We start from the raw sequence: 16,279 nt of genomic DNA, 5'->3' as shown, positions 1-16,279 counted from the left end.
TGTCTCATGAGAGGCCGGCCAGTTCTTCGGACCGTTCCCACACGGCGTGCTGCAAGCCGGTGCGGAAACGGTGGACGGCGGGTGGCAGGAGGACGGCTCCGGGAGTGGTGGAGTAGAAGCCACCGCTGCGGCCGGCGTAACGCGGGTCGACGACCAGGCGCAGGGCCTGCTCGGCACCCTGTCGGGCGCTTTTCACGAGTGGGGTGTGTTCCGCGAGGGAGAACAGAGCGGTGCCCAGCGGTATGTTCCGGGTGAGCCCGGTGGACACCAGTCCGGGGCAGAACGCGTTGGCCGTGATGCCCCGCGAAGGCCACCGGCGGGCGATCTCCTGTGTGACGAGCACGTTGAGCAGCTTCGAGCGGGCGTACACGGCCAACGAGCCGATCGGGCCGTAGGAACCGGGATCGGCGAACGTGCGGGGGTCGATGCGCACGACGCTCCGGTGCGCCTCCGACGCGACCATGACGATCCGTGCCGCGGGGCTCCGTTCCAGCAGGTCCGCAAGGAGGTTGGTGAGGAGGAACGGGCCCAGGTGGTTCGTCGCGATCATCCTGTCGAACCCGTCGGCACTCACCGCCGGACGCAGATCGTGCGTGCCCGCGTTGTTGACCAGGACGTCGAGGTGGGGCAGGTGTGCGTGCACCTCGTCGGCCACCCGGCGCACGTCCCGCAAGGCGGAGAGGTCGGCCACGAGCATGCGGACGGCGGGGCCGGGCCGGTCCCTGTTCAGTTCTGCCAGGGTGGCTTCGCCGCGTGTCCGGTCACGGCAGACGAACAGCAGACGCGCACCCGCGGCGACGATCCCCCGGGCGATCTCCTTGCCGATGCCGGACGTCGCTCCGGTGACGAGACAGTACGTGCCTTCCATGCCTGTCCCCCGGTGCCGCGCCCTGTCGTCCCAAGGTCCTGTCATGGCATCTCCACCAGTTCGACCCCGGACATCTCCAGCAGCGGCCGGCCCTCCGGCGTGACGGCCCGGTGCACGCCGTCCGCGTCGACCGAGACCAAGAGTCGGTGTCCGTGCCGCGACAGCAGGTCGTGGTCGTTGGCACCGCACGTGTACAACTCGACACGCGACACCGAGCGCGGCACGAGCACCTGCCGGTCGCCACCGTCGGCCGCGGTGAGGGCGGACGTCCGGAGCGCGGCGCACATGAGCAGCGCCGGTGTCGTCATCGTGCGCAATCCTGGGTACCCGGCCAGGTCAGGGGTCCAGGTCCCGCGCGCGAAGCCGTCGTCCACGGAGCAGTGGGAGAGGTTGCGGAAGGGACCGCGCAGGGATACGGGGGCGTCCGGCGCGGTGTACGGGTCCCGCGCGGGCGAAGGGTCGTCCGGGGGTGGGGGGTCCCACCGGGGAGGGTCCGGGCGGGGATCGCGGGACAGCAGCACCTCGGTCGTGAAGTGGCGGAGTCCTCCGGTGTGCATCCGGCCGTCCGGGCCGAGGACGTCCGAGTGGATGCTCACCGTCACCGCCGTCCGGTGCTCGTCGCCCACTCGCTCCCGTGCCGTACGCGCCCTGACGCGCAGAGGGGCAGGCCTGCTCCGGCTGAAGGGCCGGATGAAGGTGTCGAAACGGGCGTCACGGAAGCCCGTGGTGAAGGTCCCGGGCACCAGCGCTTCCGCGGCCTGCGCGGCGATGTCCAGGATGAAGGTCGCGGGCACCGTCGGCTTCCCGCTGACCAGGTGGTCCTGGAGGTGCTGTTCCTCCAGGGGTGCCATCGGGTGTGCCCATTCCACCTGGCCGCTCCGGTCCTTCGGTGACGTCCACCAGGCCGGCCGGAGCCGGCTCGCCGCAGGCGCGAGTGGCGCGTCGTGGACCAGGCCCGGGAGGTGGCGCCGCAGGCGGTCGCGTTCCGTGCTGCCCAGATAGACCGACGTACCCCCTGTCCGTGGGGCGGCCGCCATCTCGTCCAGGAACTGTGCGGTGCCCTCGGCCGTCGTTATCGGCGTGAACCGGCCCTGGGTTGCCACGTGTTCCTGGAACAGGGCATCGGATCCCATACCGGTCTGGCGCCACATCGTGAAGCCGATGGTGATCTCCTTCACGCCCTCGGCCGTTTCGGCGACCGCTTCCAGGTAGGCGTTGCCCGAGGCGTAGTCCGTGTCGCCCGGCGCGCCCGCCGATCCCGAGTACGAGCCGATGTTGCACCAGAGTTCCGGTTGCTTCTCCCCGAGTGCCGACCTGAGGTGGAGGTGGCCGAGCACCTTGGTGTCACGCACCGCGCGGAAACCGTCGAGACGCTTCCTCTCCAGGACGGTGGAGGCCACCTGGCCGGCGGCGTGGATGACGAAATCGACCCGGCCGTCGGTGCGCACGATCCGGTCGACCGCCCTGCGGACCGCCTCCTCGTCCCGTATGTCGCACGCGATGTAGTGCAGCCGGTCCTCCCCGAACCGGGCCCTGAGTGCCCGCAGGGTGAGGTGCAGCCGCCGTTGCCCGAGCAGGGCGTCCGCCCGGGAGACCACCGACGGCAACGGCGTCTCGGGCCGGCTCGCGTGGAGCCGGCGGATCAGGGCGGCGCGAAGACCTGCGGGCTCCTCGTCCGCGAGGTCTTCCAGTTCGGCGGGCACGGGTGTCTCGGGCGTGCGGCCCAGGAGCCACAAGGTGGGCCGGGCGTGCGCGGACATCGCGGTGAGCAGGGCTTGCACGATGTCGCCCGCGCCGCCGGTGATCAGGCCGACGGATCCGTCGTGGAGCGGCAGGGCGGTGGGCGGGGCCGGGTCGGTGGGAGGGACCGGGTGCAGTGCTTCCGTCCAGCGCCTTCCCTGCAGGTAGGAGATGGCGGCGGGCGGAAGCGGGCGGGTGGTGCGTTCCCGCGCCGCGCGGGCGAGGAGCCCGGGGCCGACGGGTTCGTCGGTCGTCACTGTGAAGGCGAGCGTGCCGGGGCGTTCCCAGCGCAGGCTCTTGACGAACCCGTCGAAGAGCGCGGAGACGGGATGGGCTGTTCGATGGCCCGGGGCCCCGCCGAGCAGGACGGCCAGTGTGCTTTCCGGTCGCCGGCGCGACCAGAGCCGTCGGGTGATGAGGAAGACCGCGTCGTGCAGGACCAGGGCGCGTCGCGTGGACATGGCGGTCAGGTCCCCCATCACCGTCAGGTGGGGGGCCGCCGAGTCGACCGCGGTCAGCATCCTGTCCACCGAGGCCGCGGGGATGAGCCCCTCGCTCGCGTCCGGCAGGTCCAGGACGAGTGAGTCGCTGTCGTGGAGAATGCTCCGGACCGCGGCCCCGGCCTCCGGCGCGGCCAGCAGCACGATCCCCCGCCGGGGCAGGGGCGGTTCCGGTCGCGTGTCGCCTGTACCGGGCTCGGGTGCGGTGGGCGCGAGCGTCTTCCTGTAGCGGCACGTCAGACGTCCGGGCCCCGGCTCCGCGTCCGTCACCGTGCCCGGGTGGGCCTCCTCGGCCGGCTCGGCCAGCAGGGCGGTGTCCTGCGACTCGGCCGGCAGCCAGGTGGGAAGCTGTTCGCGCTCCACGGCTCGCAGGAGTGCCAGCGCGTGGTCGGCGGCGAGGTAACCCCGCTCCAGTCGCGTCGGCGGCTGCTTCCGCCGCGGGGTGCCGAAGGACAGGCGGGCCAGGACCGGCAGTCCGCGCTCCGTGGCGGTGTCGCGTGTCGCCACGGCGAGGAGGAAGGCGCCTTCGCCCGGAGGGGAGGCGCCGGCCCCTGTCACCGCGGCGTTCTCAGCGGTTCCGTTGCCGTTGACCGCGACGATCAGCGCCAGGTCGAGTTCGCCCGTCATGAGGTACCGGCGGGCGACGCGGAGGGCTGCGAGGGTGCTGTCCCTTCCGGCGTCGATGGCCATGGTGGGACCGTGCAGGTCGTAGCGCGCCGCGATCCGGGAGGCGATGACGTTCGGCAGCACGCCTGCCTGCGAGTCCTCGGTCGTCGCCGGCAGTTGCTGACGGGCCCTCTCCAAGCTCCGTGCCACCTCGGAGAAGGCCGGGTCGCCACCGTGCCGGCCGAGCAGCCACCTCGCGTCGTCGGCGTAACAGCGCACGGCCGTCCCCACGAGGCCTCGCGGCATCCCGGTGTGCGCCGCGATGACGCCGGTCGTCTCCCGGACGTCCGACCACAGCTCTCCGTGCTCCGCGGTGAAACGGGCCGCGACCTGGAGCGCCATCAGCTGGCAGGGGTCGACGACCGGAATCGTGCGCCCTGACATCCGCACGTCGGCGGGCAGCGGCGCCGGGTAGGGCCGGGCGAAGTGCGCTGCCGGTGGCGCCGCCTCTCCTCGCAACCAGTCGCGCAGCGCAGAGGTGGCCGGTTCTCCCGGCAGATGAGCCGACCAGGCCACCAGCACCATCTCCTGCGAGCCGGGCCGGGCCGGCGCACCGGAACGCAGGTGGTGCCCCTCGGTGCCGCCGGTCACGAGCTGGTGCGCGTTGGTCCCGCCGAACCCGAAGGCCGACACTCCCACGATGCGCTGCCCGTCCTGCCCGGCCGGAAAGCGCACGGCTTTCCCCGGGACCCGGACACGCCCACCACCGGTCCGGGTCTCCGGTTCCCCGGCTCCCAGCTGCCCGGGTATCCAGCCGTGGCGCAGAGCCAGCAACGCGTGCATCAGGGAGAGGACGCCGGCGGCCCAACCCGTGTGGCCGAAGACCGGTTTGTTGCTGGTGCACCACTGGCCCGCGTCGGAACCGAGCCCCGCGAGAACCTGTGACTCGACGCCGTCACCGGCCGGTGTGCCGGTGCCGTGCGCGACGACCCAGTCGACCTGTCCGGCCTCCACGCCGTTCACGGCCCGGGCCCGCTGCACGGCGCGTTGCTGACCGGCCGGGTTGGGAGCCGAGATGGACTTCCCTCGGCCGTCCGCGGCCCCTCCGAAGCCCAGGAGCACGCCGAGGACGGTGTCGCCGTCCTCGCGCGCCCTGCGCAGGGTCTTCAGTGCCACCAGCCCGGCACCGTCACTGAACAACGTCCCGTCGGAGGCTCCGGTGAAGGCGCGGACACGACTGCGGGGGGAGAGTCCGCTCAGCTTCGCGAACATCACCGCCATCGTCGGGTCCACGACGTTGAAGCCACCGCAGTAGGCCACCTCGCACTCACCGGCGAGCAGGGCCTTGCTCCCCAGATCGACGGCGTACAGCGACGAGGCGCAGGCGGTGTCGACCACGAGGGCCTCGACCGGGCTCTCGGCCAGGCCCTGGAACGCCGTGCGTACCACGGAGTCCGGGCCGGCAGCCCGGTCGATCGGCACCGCGTGCCGGTAGTGCTCGAACAAGGCGGCGCGGACCCTGTCGCCCGCGCTGTCCGGAGCCGACCTGGCGAGCGTCTCGGCCAGCACCGACTCGACGAGGCTCTGGCTGCCACCCGGCCACGCGCCGACATAGGCCCCGCAGCGGTAACCGGGCCTGATCCGCACACCTGAGCGTGCCTGGAGGACCGTATGCCTCAGCCAGCGGGCCGCCTGGTCGCGGCCTGGGCCCGAGCGGCTCTCCTCCTCCGCCAGGGCGGGGTCGGGCCGGAAGTCGTGCAGGTAGCCGGCCCGGCGAGCATACGTACGGTCCGGCTCCTTCAGGTCCTGGGACCAGAACCGGCTCAGCTCGAAACGCCCACCCGGTTCGGTGAAGACGTCCCGGCCGCCGTTGACCGTCCTCCACAACTCACCTGGACTGCAGGCGCCGGGCACCGCGACTCCCATGCCCACCACCACGACGAGCTCGCCCGCCTCCGCCTGGGTGGTCATCGTCGCTGCTCCTCCACCAGATCGGCGATCCTGCCCAGCGTGGTCGCGCGGACCCTCTGCTCGGCCGAGGGTTCGGGCAACTCGTACCGGGTACGCACCCGCTGGAACAGCGCGAGTTGTTTGGCCGAGTCGACGCCCAGGTCGGCCTCGAGGTCGATGTCCGGGGACAGCATCTCCACCGGGAAGCCGAGGTCCTGTGCGTACATGTCCGCCAGGTGTGCGAGCACGTCGGCACGGGTGGACAGCGCTTCTCGCGGTGGTGGCGCGACAGCGGCCGGCGGGGAACCGGGCAGATCCTGTGACTCCTCGGCGTCCTGGTCCGGCCGGCCCGGGAGCGGGGGCAGGCTCACGGGGAACCCCGCCTCACCGAGGGCCGTGGTGATGCTGTTCATGTCACCTCGGCTGGGCAGCAACGGCAGAGCGCGCGCCGCCGGGGGGAGCGAGGACCTCGCGATGCCCGTGAGCGCCTGCCGCGCGCCGGCCTCGATGAACGCCGTGGTGCCCTGCCTGAACAGGAGGATCAACGCGTCGTAGAACCGCACCGGTGCAACCATGTTGCGGTCGATCACCTGCCGGACGTCCGCGGCCGTCCGCACGTATCGGCCGAGGACCGGGGAGTACACCGGCACACGAGGTTCCGAGAGCGGGACATCCGCTGTGAAGCGGCTGAACAGATCGGCGGCGAGGTGCAGCGCGGGATTGTGGAACGCGTACCGGGCCCGCAGCCGGGTGGCCCGGAAGCCCAGACCGGCCGCCACTTCCTCCACCGCGTCCAGGGACCGCCGCGGACCGGAGACGACTGTCTGACCGGGGCCGTTGTCGATGGCCAGGCGCAGTCCGGGGTCGTCGAGCAGGCCCACGAGGTGTTCGGTCCGCCAGGCCGGGATGTCCAGGGCGAGGAGACCGCCGTCGGCCGGTTCCGCTTCGTGGAACGCGCGGGTCCGCGTGCACGCCATGTGGGCGACGTCGGCGACGGAGACCGCCCCCGCGGAGGACAGGGCGGCGAACTCACCGAAGCTGTGGCCCACCAGGACGTCCGCACGGAGCCCGAGGCCGGTGAGTATCTCGAAGCCCGCGGCGTTGACCGCGTAGATCGCCAGGTCCAGCTGATCGCTGCTCTTGGCCAGGAGGTCGTCCAAGGAGGGCGCGTCGCGCTCCTGGAGCAGGGAGGCCACGGGTTCCAGGCCGTGCTCCGCGGCTACCGCGTCGATGGTCTCGAGCGCCTCGGCCGCCCGGGGGAAGTACCGCACCCGATCGGCGAGCACTCCGGGCAGGTAGGCACCCTGACCGGGAAACAGCACAGCCACGCGTGAGGACATGTGTACACCTCTTCCTGGTGGGGGGATCTGTGGGCCGGCTACCGCTGTTCGGGCAGGGCGACTCCCCGCTCGGTGTAGAAGCCCTTGGCCACGGCGAGGGCGTTCAGGGCGCGGGGGAAGCCGGCATACGCGCTGATGTGGCCGAAGAGTGCGACGACCGAGGAGGGAGGGACTCCGATGCGGTGCGCGATCGCCAGGTGGATCCTCAGTTCTCCTTCGCTGTCGCCGAGGACGGCGAGGGCCGCCAGCGTCACCAGTTCACGGTCACGACGACCCAGACCGGGCTGGTGATGCAGTGTGCCGAAGACCGTCTCGACGACCAGACGGGCGGTGCTCCTGCTGATCGGCTCCAGGTCGTCGAGGAAAGCCCGTACGGCCTCCTCCCCTGCCAGCTCCGTGGCGGTCTCCAGACCACGCTCGTACAGAGTTCCGCGGCCCCGGTGGTCCGTCCCGAGTGGGCTGTCAGCTGCCATCGACAGTCATTCCTTCACATCCGGTCGCGTTTGTCGGGTGGGTCGTACACCTGCGTCACCGGTAGCCGTCCCGGGCCGTGTCCGGGACCCGGCGGCTGCGCCCCGGCCCCCGAGCCGGTTCCCCCTCAGCCGGTGACCGGGGAGGTAGCCCCCCGAAGCGGAGGACGGCCGCGTCCGCGAAGCTTTTCCGTCTCCGTCTCCGCCTCGCAGGGCCTCCGCACACACCGGGGCGTCGTCGAGGCGGCCCCGTCCGTAAGACCGGGACAAGGATGCGCACCGGCCGTGATCCCGAGCGGCGGGGCGGGGTCGAGGGGAAAACGATTCGTCAACCGTCGGAGACGTCGCACAGCGCTGTCGTCAACGTTGGCGGCGCCAGGTCGACGGCCCGAGGCGGCGGCTTGACCAGGTCGCCGAGCGGTCTTTCCGTTCGTCTCGTCGACTCTCCGCTTGCGGCGAGGGGCATGTCTAGCGGCGCAGTCGGAATGCCGGGAGCGCGCGCGGCGCGCCGGGCGCGCGGACCTGCGCCCTCGTCCTCCTCGGTGCGTTGGCCGTGCCCTTGCGGACGTCCCGGGCCGTGACTGCGCCGGCGGGTGTTCCCACGTGCTTTCGCCCACCTCCGTGGTGGCGGAGCGACTCCGCGGGGGCAGAACCGGTTCGCGCCGGCCGTCCCACACCCTGGTGGCAGGGGTTACGCGGTGACGGACCGGACGCACACCCCGGCGGCGGAGGTCATGCGGTGACGGCTCGGACGACCGGGGCACGTGTGGGTTCTCACGCGCACACGGGGCGCTCAAGACGCGCACCTGGTGTGCGCGTTCGAGCCATCACGGACTGGTCCGAACGGGGGGTGGTCCCATGCCACTCGCCGAGAGCAGCATGGGACTCCTCTCACCACGCGTGAACAAGGTGTCCAGGTGGGTCCGCCGGTCCCGGTGGTCGCTCAGCGGCCCCTGGCACGCACCTGGGTTCAAGCCCCGGCACCGCAGGCGCTGCCCTTCACTCACGAGCGACCGCGCCCGGATCGACTCCCGTACGGACCGCTCCGTACCGCCGGCAGCGACTGCCGCCGTCCCCGACCCCTCGGTACCTCAGGAGGAATCGATGTCCGCTCTCCACTCGTTACGTATCCCTCGTCGACTGCTCGCCGTGCTGGTGCTGTTGCTGGCCGGTGTGGCCTGGACATGCACAGCCCCGAACGCCGCGGCACGGACCACGGCGAGTCTGGTGACCTGCCCCGTGGGCACGCAGACGACGGTCTACAGTCCGGGGCTGAAGCTTCCCGCCACCCCGCCGGCCAGCGTGTCCCTGACCACCGCTGGGTCCCTGGGGCCATGTGTTTCGCTCGACCTGAATCACACGGGAGCCAGCTTCTCCGTGACCGGTTCCGGGCAGTTGACCTGCCTCGGCGGCAACTCCTCCGGGTCGGGCCGGCTCGACTGGGTGAACCCCGGGACATCGGACTCGTACTTCGACTTCACAGGCGGGATATCACTGCGCCCGGACGGAGTGACCGTGCTCGTCCTGACGGGGAAGGTGGCGTCCGGCGACTACACCGGAGCCACTGTCGTCGAGACCGTGGTACTGGCCAGCACCGATCTGACCGCCTGCCTGAGCCCAGCGGGGCTGACAAGCGTGTCCGGACCCTTCACCGTCAGCCTGGTCGGCGTCTGAAGCGGTCCTGATGCCTCGGACTCCCGCCGGGCCGCACCGCTGCTCGGCCGGCGCGGGGTCGGCCGCTTGCTGACGGGTAGTCAGTAGTACGCCGGCCGGCATCTCGCCGACCGCCACCGCGGCACACTTCGCATCCGACGTCCCCCCGAGCACCCCTTGTGCCGATCGCCTCCCCCCGGGCAGCGTCTCGCTGCCCGGGGGGAGGCCCGACCGCTGCCGTTAGGCGCGGCCGGTCGGCCACCGCGCACGGCCCTCGGGGTCCTCAGAGGCCGGACAGGGCGTCCAGAACGGTGTCCCGGGTGACGCGGCACCACGCCGTGCCGCGCGCCTGGGCGGCGAGTGCGGTGTCCGGCTCGAAGGCCACCGGCTTGCCGACGGCTCGGAGAAGTGTGCGGTCCGAGGCGGTGTTGCCGAGAGCCGGCGACCGGGGGAGGTCGAGTCTCAGTTCCTCGGCGAGGTGGTCGAGGATGCGGAGCTTCTCTCCCCGGCGGCCGGGCGCCCGGGTGAGGTGGCCGGTGCGGATACGGAGGCTGCCGCGCGAGGGACACCGCAAGCGCTCGGGCCTTCGCGTCAGGAAGCGTGTGCGCCCGTACGCCCGCCCGGCACCGCGGCACAGCCCACGAGCGCACCTCGTAGGGCCGCGGCACACGGGGTGGTACACGCACGCTCCCGTCCCTTGCCCGCACGCCTTCACGGAGCGTCGGCCACCGAGAAGAGTCCCCCCAGGAGACGCCGTACAGCCGTTCCGGAGACAGCACCGCATCCCGGCGTACGGCCCCGAGCGAGCCCCGTGTGCAGGGCCCCGCGTCCGTCCCCTCTCCGGCCGGCGGCCCGCTCCCCCATCGCAGCAACGCGAAGGAGCAGCCATGCCCGTGCTGTGCCGACCCGCGGTCCGGGTCCCCGATCACGCCATCTCCATGGCGGAGACGCCGGCGCTCGGACGCAGCATCCATCCCCACCGCCGCCTCCGCTCCGTCCTGCGCATGATCGAACACACCGGCGTCGCCGAGCGCCATCTCAACCAGCCGATCGACGTGACCCTGGACCGCCCCGGGTTCGAGGCCCGCAACACGGTATGCGACCGCGACGCGCCCCCGGCCGGTGGCCGTGCCGTTCTGCGGACTGTGGCGGTTCGTCGGCGGACGCGTCGTCGGGCACCGGGAGAACGCGGCCGACCCGGCCCTGCTGAGTGGCATGTCCGCCCCGCGCCCCGGCCCGGCGTCCCGATGAACCGCCGGCCCGGCGCCCGGGTGAACCGCTCACCGCGCCCGCCCGGTCGGCGTGGACCGGAGCCGCGTCCGGCGCCGCTTCCCACCTCCGGCGGCATACCGGCTGCCGGTGGGGGCCATGTCTAGGCGGCCCGATCCCCCAGCCCGTCCCGAGCCGCACTCCGCCCGTACCGAACAACGCCTCACGGCGTTCACGGCCCCGCTCGCCGAGCTGTCGGGCGAACCAAACCTGAACGTGGGCGAGTTGGTCACGGCTGTGCATCGCATCGTCCCGCCGGCCGCCCGCTCGGCTGCCGCCCACGTCCTGGGCGGCCCCCGAAGTCCCGGGCACCACCGCCCCGAGGAGAAGCCCGTGGAAGCCGACATTCCCGACTGAGCCGCGAGTTGGGAGACGTACTGGACCGCGGCGGAGGCCGCCCGGGAGCCGCCCCTGTGGGACACCGAGCCGGAGCTCGCCTCCGCGCACGACCTGCCGCGGTTTCCGGAGTTCCTCGGTCCCGGAACATGTCTGCTGGATCTCGGCTGCGGCAACGGGTCCCGGACACGCCATCTCGCCCGGCACGTCGGACGGGTGATCGGCGCGGACGCGTCAGCCGCAGCCGTGCGGGCGGCTTCCGCGCAGGACCCGCACACCGAGTACCCGGTCCTCGACGTGTTCGACGCCCCCGCCGTCCGGGCCCTGCACGACCGGACGGACCCGGCGAAGTCGTCGCCCCCGCCGACGATCCCGAAGTGCGCCTGTGCGGCGGCCGAATCGGGTTGCGGTGGCCCGGTGAGCCCGGTGAGGGTACCTCCATGGACGATGCCGCACGGCAGGCGCGGGGGACGAGGTCCGGGAAAGGGTGCTCGGTCGCGCCACGACCGGCTCCATGGCACGGGCCGGCGGTGCTCGGTGCGCTGATGCTGGCCGCCTTCACCTTCAACACGGCGGAGAACCTGCCGATCGGCCTGCTGGAAGTCATCTCCGCCGGCCTGCGGGTGTCGGTGCCGACGGTCGGCCTGCTGGTCACCAGTTATGGCGTGATGGTGGCCGTGTCGTCTCTGCCGCTCGCCCACGCGGTGCGGGCGGTGCCCCGACGCCTCGTGCTCACGGGGCTCCTGGCCGCACTGGTCGTGTCCAGTCTCCTCGCCGCGCTGGCGTACTCGTACTGGCTGCTTCTCGTGGCGAGGCTGCTGACAGCACTTGCCCAAGCGCTTTTCTGGGCCGTGATGGGGCCGGTCGCGGTGGGTCTGTTCGCTCCTGCGGTCCGCGGGCGTGTGGTCGGGGCACTGTCCGTCGCCGGTTCGCTCGCCCTCGTGCTCGGTGTGCCCGCCGGGACCTGGCTGGGTCAGCGGAGTGACTGGCGGGTGCCGGTCGCCGTGCTCGCGGGTCCGGGGATCATCTCCCTGGTGACGATCGCCGTTCTGCTGCCGACCTCACGCCCGGAGGAAGAGCACGCCGCCTACGGCATCGCCCCCGACGCCCACCGCTTCGCCGTAGTGCTGGCGGCCGGCGCGACGGCCGCCACCGGGGCCTTCACGGGATACACCTACATCGCGAAGTTCCTGAGCGATGTGAGCGGGTTCCCTCCGGGCACGGTCAGTGTGTTGTTCACGGCCTCCGGCGTCGCGTGTCTGGCCGGGGTGAGCGTCACCGGGGCTCTGCTGGACCGCTTCCCGCGTGCCGCACCGGCCACCGCGGTGGCCACGCAGGCCGTGGGCATGCTCGGCCTGTACGCGGCCGGCACCTGCCGGGTGGCCGCGGTGGTGTTCCTCGTGCTGATGGGCGGGGCACTCGGGCCGGTGTTCATGGCCACCCAGAACGCGATGCTGCACTGCGCTCCGCGCCGCACGGACATCGCGCTCGCGGCGAACTCCGGCGCCTACAACGCGGGTATCGCGGCGGGCGCCGCTCTGGGGGCACTCGTGCTTCCGCATGCCGGTGTGCGGGGCACCTTCCTCGCCGGCGGCACGCTTTCCGCCGCGGCCTGTGCTGTGCTGTGCCTCGGTGAACGGCTGCTGCGTCAACGGCCCCACGCATCGCGGCCACACACTGCCGGGTCCGCCGCCGGCGCGGTCCGGAGCGGCCCGGGCGGAACGCCGTCCCGCCCTCCGCCGTCGACGCGGCGTCGTGGGCAGCGGGTCGGCACGGGAGAGGGACCGGAGGGCTACGTGGGACGGCGGTCGGCACGGGACCGGTACGGAAGCCGGCACGGGACCAGCACGGGGGCCGGCACCGCACCGCCGGAAGATGCCTGATCAGCACAACCCGCACATCCCCTCATCACGTCCCCGGCCGCCCGCCGGTGAGGTCGTCGCAGCGGGCCATGGGGGCCGGGGGTACACGACCCACCGGAACTATGGTGTCCCGCCACATACGCCCGTGATCTGCCCCTTCCTACGGTATGGCGACACGGAAACGTCCCCGCCAACTGTCCGGAAGTGGTGTTCATGGCCGCCCCAGCAACCGCTCCCCCACCCCCGTCCAACCTCCGCCGCGTCGTCGCCGCGAGCCTCGTCGGGACCACGGTGGAGTGGTACGACTTCTTCCTCTACGGATCGGCCGCAGCGCTGGTCTTCAACAAGCTGTTCTTCCCCGGCTCCGATCCCCTCGTCGGCACCCTGCTGTCCTTCCTCACGTACGCGGTCGGCTTCGCGGCGCGCCCCCTCGGCGCCCTGGTCTTCGGGCACTACGGCGACCGGTTGGGGCGGAAGAAGCTGCTGGTGCTCAGCCTGCTCATGATGGGGGGCGCCACCTTCCTCATCGGCCTCCTGCCGACGCACGCCACCGTCGGCTCCGCCGCCCCGGTCCTGCTGACCGTCCTGCGGCTCGTCCAGGGATTCGCCCTCGGGGGCGAATGGGGCGGAGCCGTACTGCTGGTGTCGGAGCACGGGGACGCCCGGCGGCGAGGGTTCTGGGCGTCGTGGCCCCAGACGGGGGCGCCCGCGGGGCAGTTGCTCGCCACCGGTGTGCTCTCCGCGCTCACCGCGCTCATGTCGGAGTCCGCGTTCGAGGCGTGGGGGTGGCGCGTCCCCTTCCTCCTCTCCGGTGTGCTGGTGATCCTCGGTCTGTGGATCCGTCTCTCTGTCGATGAATCACCTGTCTTCAAGGCGGCGCTGGTCCAGGCCGAGCAGCGCAGGGCCACTTCCGAAGAGGCGGAGAAGATGCCGCTGGTGGCCGTCCTGCGCCACCACTGGCGTGACGTGCTCGTGGCCATGGGCGCGCGGATGGCCGAGAACATCAGCTACTACGTGATCACCGCGTTCATCCTGGTGTACGCGACCACGTCGGCGGACCTCAGCAAGCAGACGGCGCTCAACGCGGTCCTCGTCGCCTCCGCCGTGCACTTCGCCGTGATCCCGCTGTGGGGCGCGCTGTCGGACCGGGTGGGGCGCAGGCCCGTGTACCTGGTCGGGGCGGTCGGCGTCGGCCTGTGGATGTTCCCGTTCTTCGCCCTGATCGACAGCCGGAGCTTCGGCAGCCTGCTGCTCGCCGTCACGGTGGGGCTCATCTTCCACGGCGCCATGTACGCGCCGCAGGCCGCCTTCTTCGCGGAGATGTTCGCGACGCGGATGCGCTATTCGGGGGCGTCGATCGGCGCGCAGTTCTCGTCGGTCGCGGCGGGGGCACCCGCACCGCTCATCGCCACCGCCCTGCTCGCCGACTTCGGCTCCTCGACGCCGATCTCCCTGTACGTGATCGCCGCCGCGCTGATCACCGTCCTGGCGATCGTCTGCGCCAAGGAGACCAGGAACCGCGACCTCGGCGGCCTCGGCGAATCCGGGACGGACTCCGCCGCCGGGGCACCCGGGAACTCCGGCGACCCCGCGGCGGTGCCCTCCGACGCCCGTACCGTCTGAGCCCGGCCGCCCCGGCCCGGCCCCCGGGCCCGGGGCGGGCCCGCGTGTGGAAGTGGGCCGCCGGGCCCGTGGCGCGGCAGCCGCTCAGGGGCGCGGCGTCGGCGCGAACCAGGTGGGCCCGTCGCCGAGGGACTGCTTGATCCGGAACAGCGAGAACTCGCTCAGCGGTGGCAGGGCGTCGACGGCGAACCACGCCACGTCCAGGGACTCGTCGTCGTTGACCCGGGCCTCCCCGCCGGTCGCCCGGCAGCGGAAGGTGATGTCCAGGTACTGGCAGCGGTCGCCGTTGGCGTACTGCACCGGCTTCAGGGCCTGGGTGAGTACGACCCGCTCGGCGACGCACCGCACCGCCGTCTCCTCGAACACCTCACGCTCCGCCGTCGCGGCGGGCTCCTCGCCCGGCTCGGAGATGCCCCCGATGACGGACCACTTCCCGGTGTCGGCCCGCCGGCCGAGCAGTACCCGGCCCTCGTCGTCGAACACGACCGCGGTGACACCCGGCAGCAGGAGCAGCTGGTGGCCGGCGGTCGCCCGGATGGCCCGGATGAAGTCGGGAGTAGACATGCGAGGAGCCTACGTGGCCGCGGGAGTGCCCTCCGACGCCGTGCGCCGCTTCCTCCCGGCGCGGACGGACCGGGTGAGCGCCCAGCCGAGCCCGGCCACGGCGACCAGCGCGAGGACGCCTTCCGGCAGGGCGCCCAGGCGGGTGGCGGGCGTGAGCGAGGAGCGCAGCGGCACCTCGTCGACGAGGGCGTCCGGGGTGAACATCTCGGTCTTCCGCACGATCGTGCCGTCCGGCCGGATGACCGCGCTGACCCCGCTGGTGACGGGCACCACGACGGACCGTCCGTGCTCGACCGCCCGGACCTGGGACATCGCCAGCTGCTGGTAGGTCATCTCGCTGCGGCCGAACGTCGCGTTGTTGCTCGGGACGGCGATCAGCCGGCCCCCGTGCTCGACGGTGTCCCGTACGGCGTCGTCGAAGGCGGCCTCGTAGCACGTGACGAAGCCGACCTTCGTCCCGGCGAGGTCGAACACGCCGACCTTGCTGCCGGAACCGAAGTCCCGCTGGACCCGGTCGACGTCCTTGCTGAAGAGCCGTACGAACGACCGCATCGGCATGTACTCGCCGAACGGCTGGATGTGCCGCTTGTCGTACGTGTCGACGGGGCCGCTGTCCGGGTTCCACTGGATCAGGGTGTTGCGGAGGTCCCCGGTGTCGGGTGTCAGGACGGCGCCGATGACGGTGGGCGCGCCGATGGCCCGCACGGCCTTGTCGATCGCCTCACGGGCGTCCGGGTTGCGGTACGGGTCGAGGTCGGAGGAGTTCTCCGGCCACAGGACGAAGTCCGGCCGCGGCACCTTGCCCGCCTCGACGTCCCGGGCGAGCTGCTCGGTGCGGGCGGCGTGGTTGTCCAGGACCGCCCGGCGCTGGGAGTTGAAGTCGAGCCCCAGGCGCGGCACGTTGCCCTGGACGGCGGCCACGGTGGCGGTGCCGTCCTCGGCCGAGTCGTCGACGAGCGTGAGGGAGGCGAGTGCGGCCACGACGGGTACCGCGACGGTGAGGGCCGCCGCCACCACGGCCGGGCGGCCCACGGTCCCGGTCGCGCGGTAGGTACGCACCTGGCGGACGACGGCGAGGAGGCCGAAACCGCACAGCACCACCGCGAACGACAGCAGCGGTGTGCCGCCGAGTGCGGCGATCGGCAGGAACAGGCTGTCGGCCTGGCCGAACGCGATCTTCCCCCAGGGGAAGCCGCCGAACGGGATCCTGGCACGGACCGCCTCGTCCAGGGTCCAGACGGCGGCGGCCCAGACGGGCCAGTACGCGAGGCGGGAGACCGCGGCGATGCCGACACACCCCACGGCGATGAACAGCGCCTCGGCGAAGGCGAGCGCGAGCCAGGGGACCGGGCCGACCTCCTCTCCCGTCCAGTGGAGCAGGGGGAGCATGAAGCCGAGGCCCAGGCACGACGACATCGTCGCCGCGCACGCCGTCCTCACCGGACACGTCCGCAACCTCGCCCCGCACACCGTCGTCGAGTCCCGCACGGCGGGACGC

Annotated in this window: 11 protein-coding genes and 2 pseudogenes; 6 read left to right on the top strand and 7 right to left on the bottom strand. The window is 72.4% G+C overall.

Going from position 1 to position 16,279, the window contains the following annotated elements; genetic code table 11:
- Positions 1-4: 4 nt before the first annotated feature.
- Genes ABZ371_RS05990 through ABZ371_RS05975 form a run of 4 tightly spaced genes read right to left on the bottom strand, consistent with a single transcriptional unit; the run spans position 5 to position 7,477 of the window.
- A complete protein-coding gene (locus tag ABZ371_RS05990; RefSeq protein ID WP_358674090.1) occupies positions 5-913 on the bottom strand; it encodes an SDR family NAD(P)-dependent oxidoreductase in 909 nt (302 codons plus the stop codon).
- A complete protein-coding gene (locus tag ABZ371_RS05985) occupies positions 910-5,685 on the bottom strand; it encodes an SDR family oxidoreductase (protein ID WP_358674087.1) in 4,776 nt (1,591 codons plus the stop codon). Before ABZ371_RS05985 ends, ABZ371_RS05990 begins: the two co-directional genes overlap by 4 nt.
- Entirely contained in the window at positions 5,682-7,004 is a 1,323-nt protein-coding gene (locus tag ABZ371_RS05980) for an acyltransferase domain-containing protein (protein WP_358674084.1), read from the bottom strand. The genes ABZ371_RS05985 and ABZ371_RS05980 overlap by 4 nt, the downstream gene beginning before the upstream one ends.
- 38 nt (positions 7,005-7,042) lie before the next feature.
- The gene (locus ABZ371_RS05975) at positions 7,043-7,477 is read right to left on the bottom strand and encodes a carboxymuconolactone decarboxylase family protein (protein WP_358674081.1); all 435 of its coding nucleotides are present in this window, start codon (positions 7,475-7,477) and stop codon (positions 7,043-7,045) included.
- Positions 7,478-8,578: 1,101 nt separating this feature from the next.
- Between ABZ371_RS05975 and ABZ371_RS05970 the strand changes: the two genes are divergently transcribed.
- A complete protein-coding gene (locus tag ABZ371_RS05970) occupies positions 8,579-9,148 on the top strand; it encodes a hypothetical protein (protein WP_358674078.1) in 570 nt (189 codons plus the stop codon).
- 262 nt (positions 9,149-9,410) lie between these two features.
- Here ABZ371_RS05970 and ABZ371_RS05965 read toward each other — a convergent pair whose 3' ends face one another.
- Complete coding sequence (locus ABZ371_RS05965) at positions 9,411-9,701, bottom strand: hypothetical protein (protein ID WP_358674075.1); 291 nt, start codon at positions 9,699-9,701, stop codon at positions 9,411-9,413.
- A gap of 794 nt (positions 9,702-10,495) precedes the next feature.
- Here ABZ371_RS05965 and ABZ371_RS05960 point away from each other — a divergent pair.
- From ABZ371_RS05960 to ABZ371_RS05945, 4 genes are all read left to right on the top strand, one after another.
- Positions 10,496-10,753, top strand: a complete 258-nt coding sequence (locus ABZ371_RS05960) for a hypothetical protein (protein WP_358674072.1) — start codon at positions 10,496-10,498, stop codon at positions 10,751-10,753.
- A gap of 54 nt (positions 10,754-10,807) precedes the next feature.
- A complete protein-coding gene (locus ABZ371_RS05955) occupies positions 10,808-11,278 on the top strand; it encodes a methyltransferase domain-containing protein (protein ID WP_358674143.1) in 471 nt (156 codons plus the stop codon).
- Positions 11,278-12,615: an MFS transporter gene (locus ABZ371_RS05950; RefSeq protein WP_358674140.1), complete on the top strand. Its 1,338-nt coding sequence runs from the start codon at positions 11,278-11,280 to the stop codon at positions 12,613-12,615. The genes ABZ371_RS05955 and ABZ371_RS05950 overlap by 1 nt, the downstream gene beginning before the upstream one ends.
- A gap of 192 nt (positions 12,616-12,807) precedes the next feature.
- Entirely contained in the window at positions 12,808-14,217 is a 1,410-nt protein-coding gene (locus ABZ371_RS05945) for an MFS transporter (RefSeq protein ID WP_358674069.1), read from the top strand.
- Between the two features lie 84 nt (positions 14,218-14,301).
- Here ABZ371_RS05945 and ABZ371_RS05940 read toward each other — a convergent pair whose 3' ends face one another.
- A complete protein-coding gene (locus ABZ371_RS05940; protein ID WP_358674062.1) occupies positions 14,302-14,781 on the bottom strand; it encodes an NUDIX domain-containing protein in 480 nt (159 codons plus the stop codon).
- A gap of 9 nt (positions 14,782-14,790) precedes the next feature.
- Positions 14,791-16,182: pseudogene (lnt, locus tag ABZ371_RS05935) on the bottom strand (apolipoprotein N-acyltransferase); the annotation flags it as partial.
- 7 nt (positions 16,183-16,189) lie between these two features.
- Between lnt and ABZ371_RS05930 the strand changes: the two are divergent.
- Positions 16,190-16,279 (top strand): annotated as a pseudogene (locus ABZ371_RS05930) (ABC transporter ATP-binding protein); the annotation flags it as partial.

Origin of the sequence: Streptomyces sp. NPDC005899 (assembly GCF_040629645.1) — a bacterium.
Taxonomy (GTDB): domain Bacteria; phylum Actinomycetota; class Actinomycetes; order Streptomycetales; family Streptomycetaceae; genus Streptomyces.
This window is presented reverse-complemented; position numbering and strand designations above follow the sequence as displayed.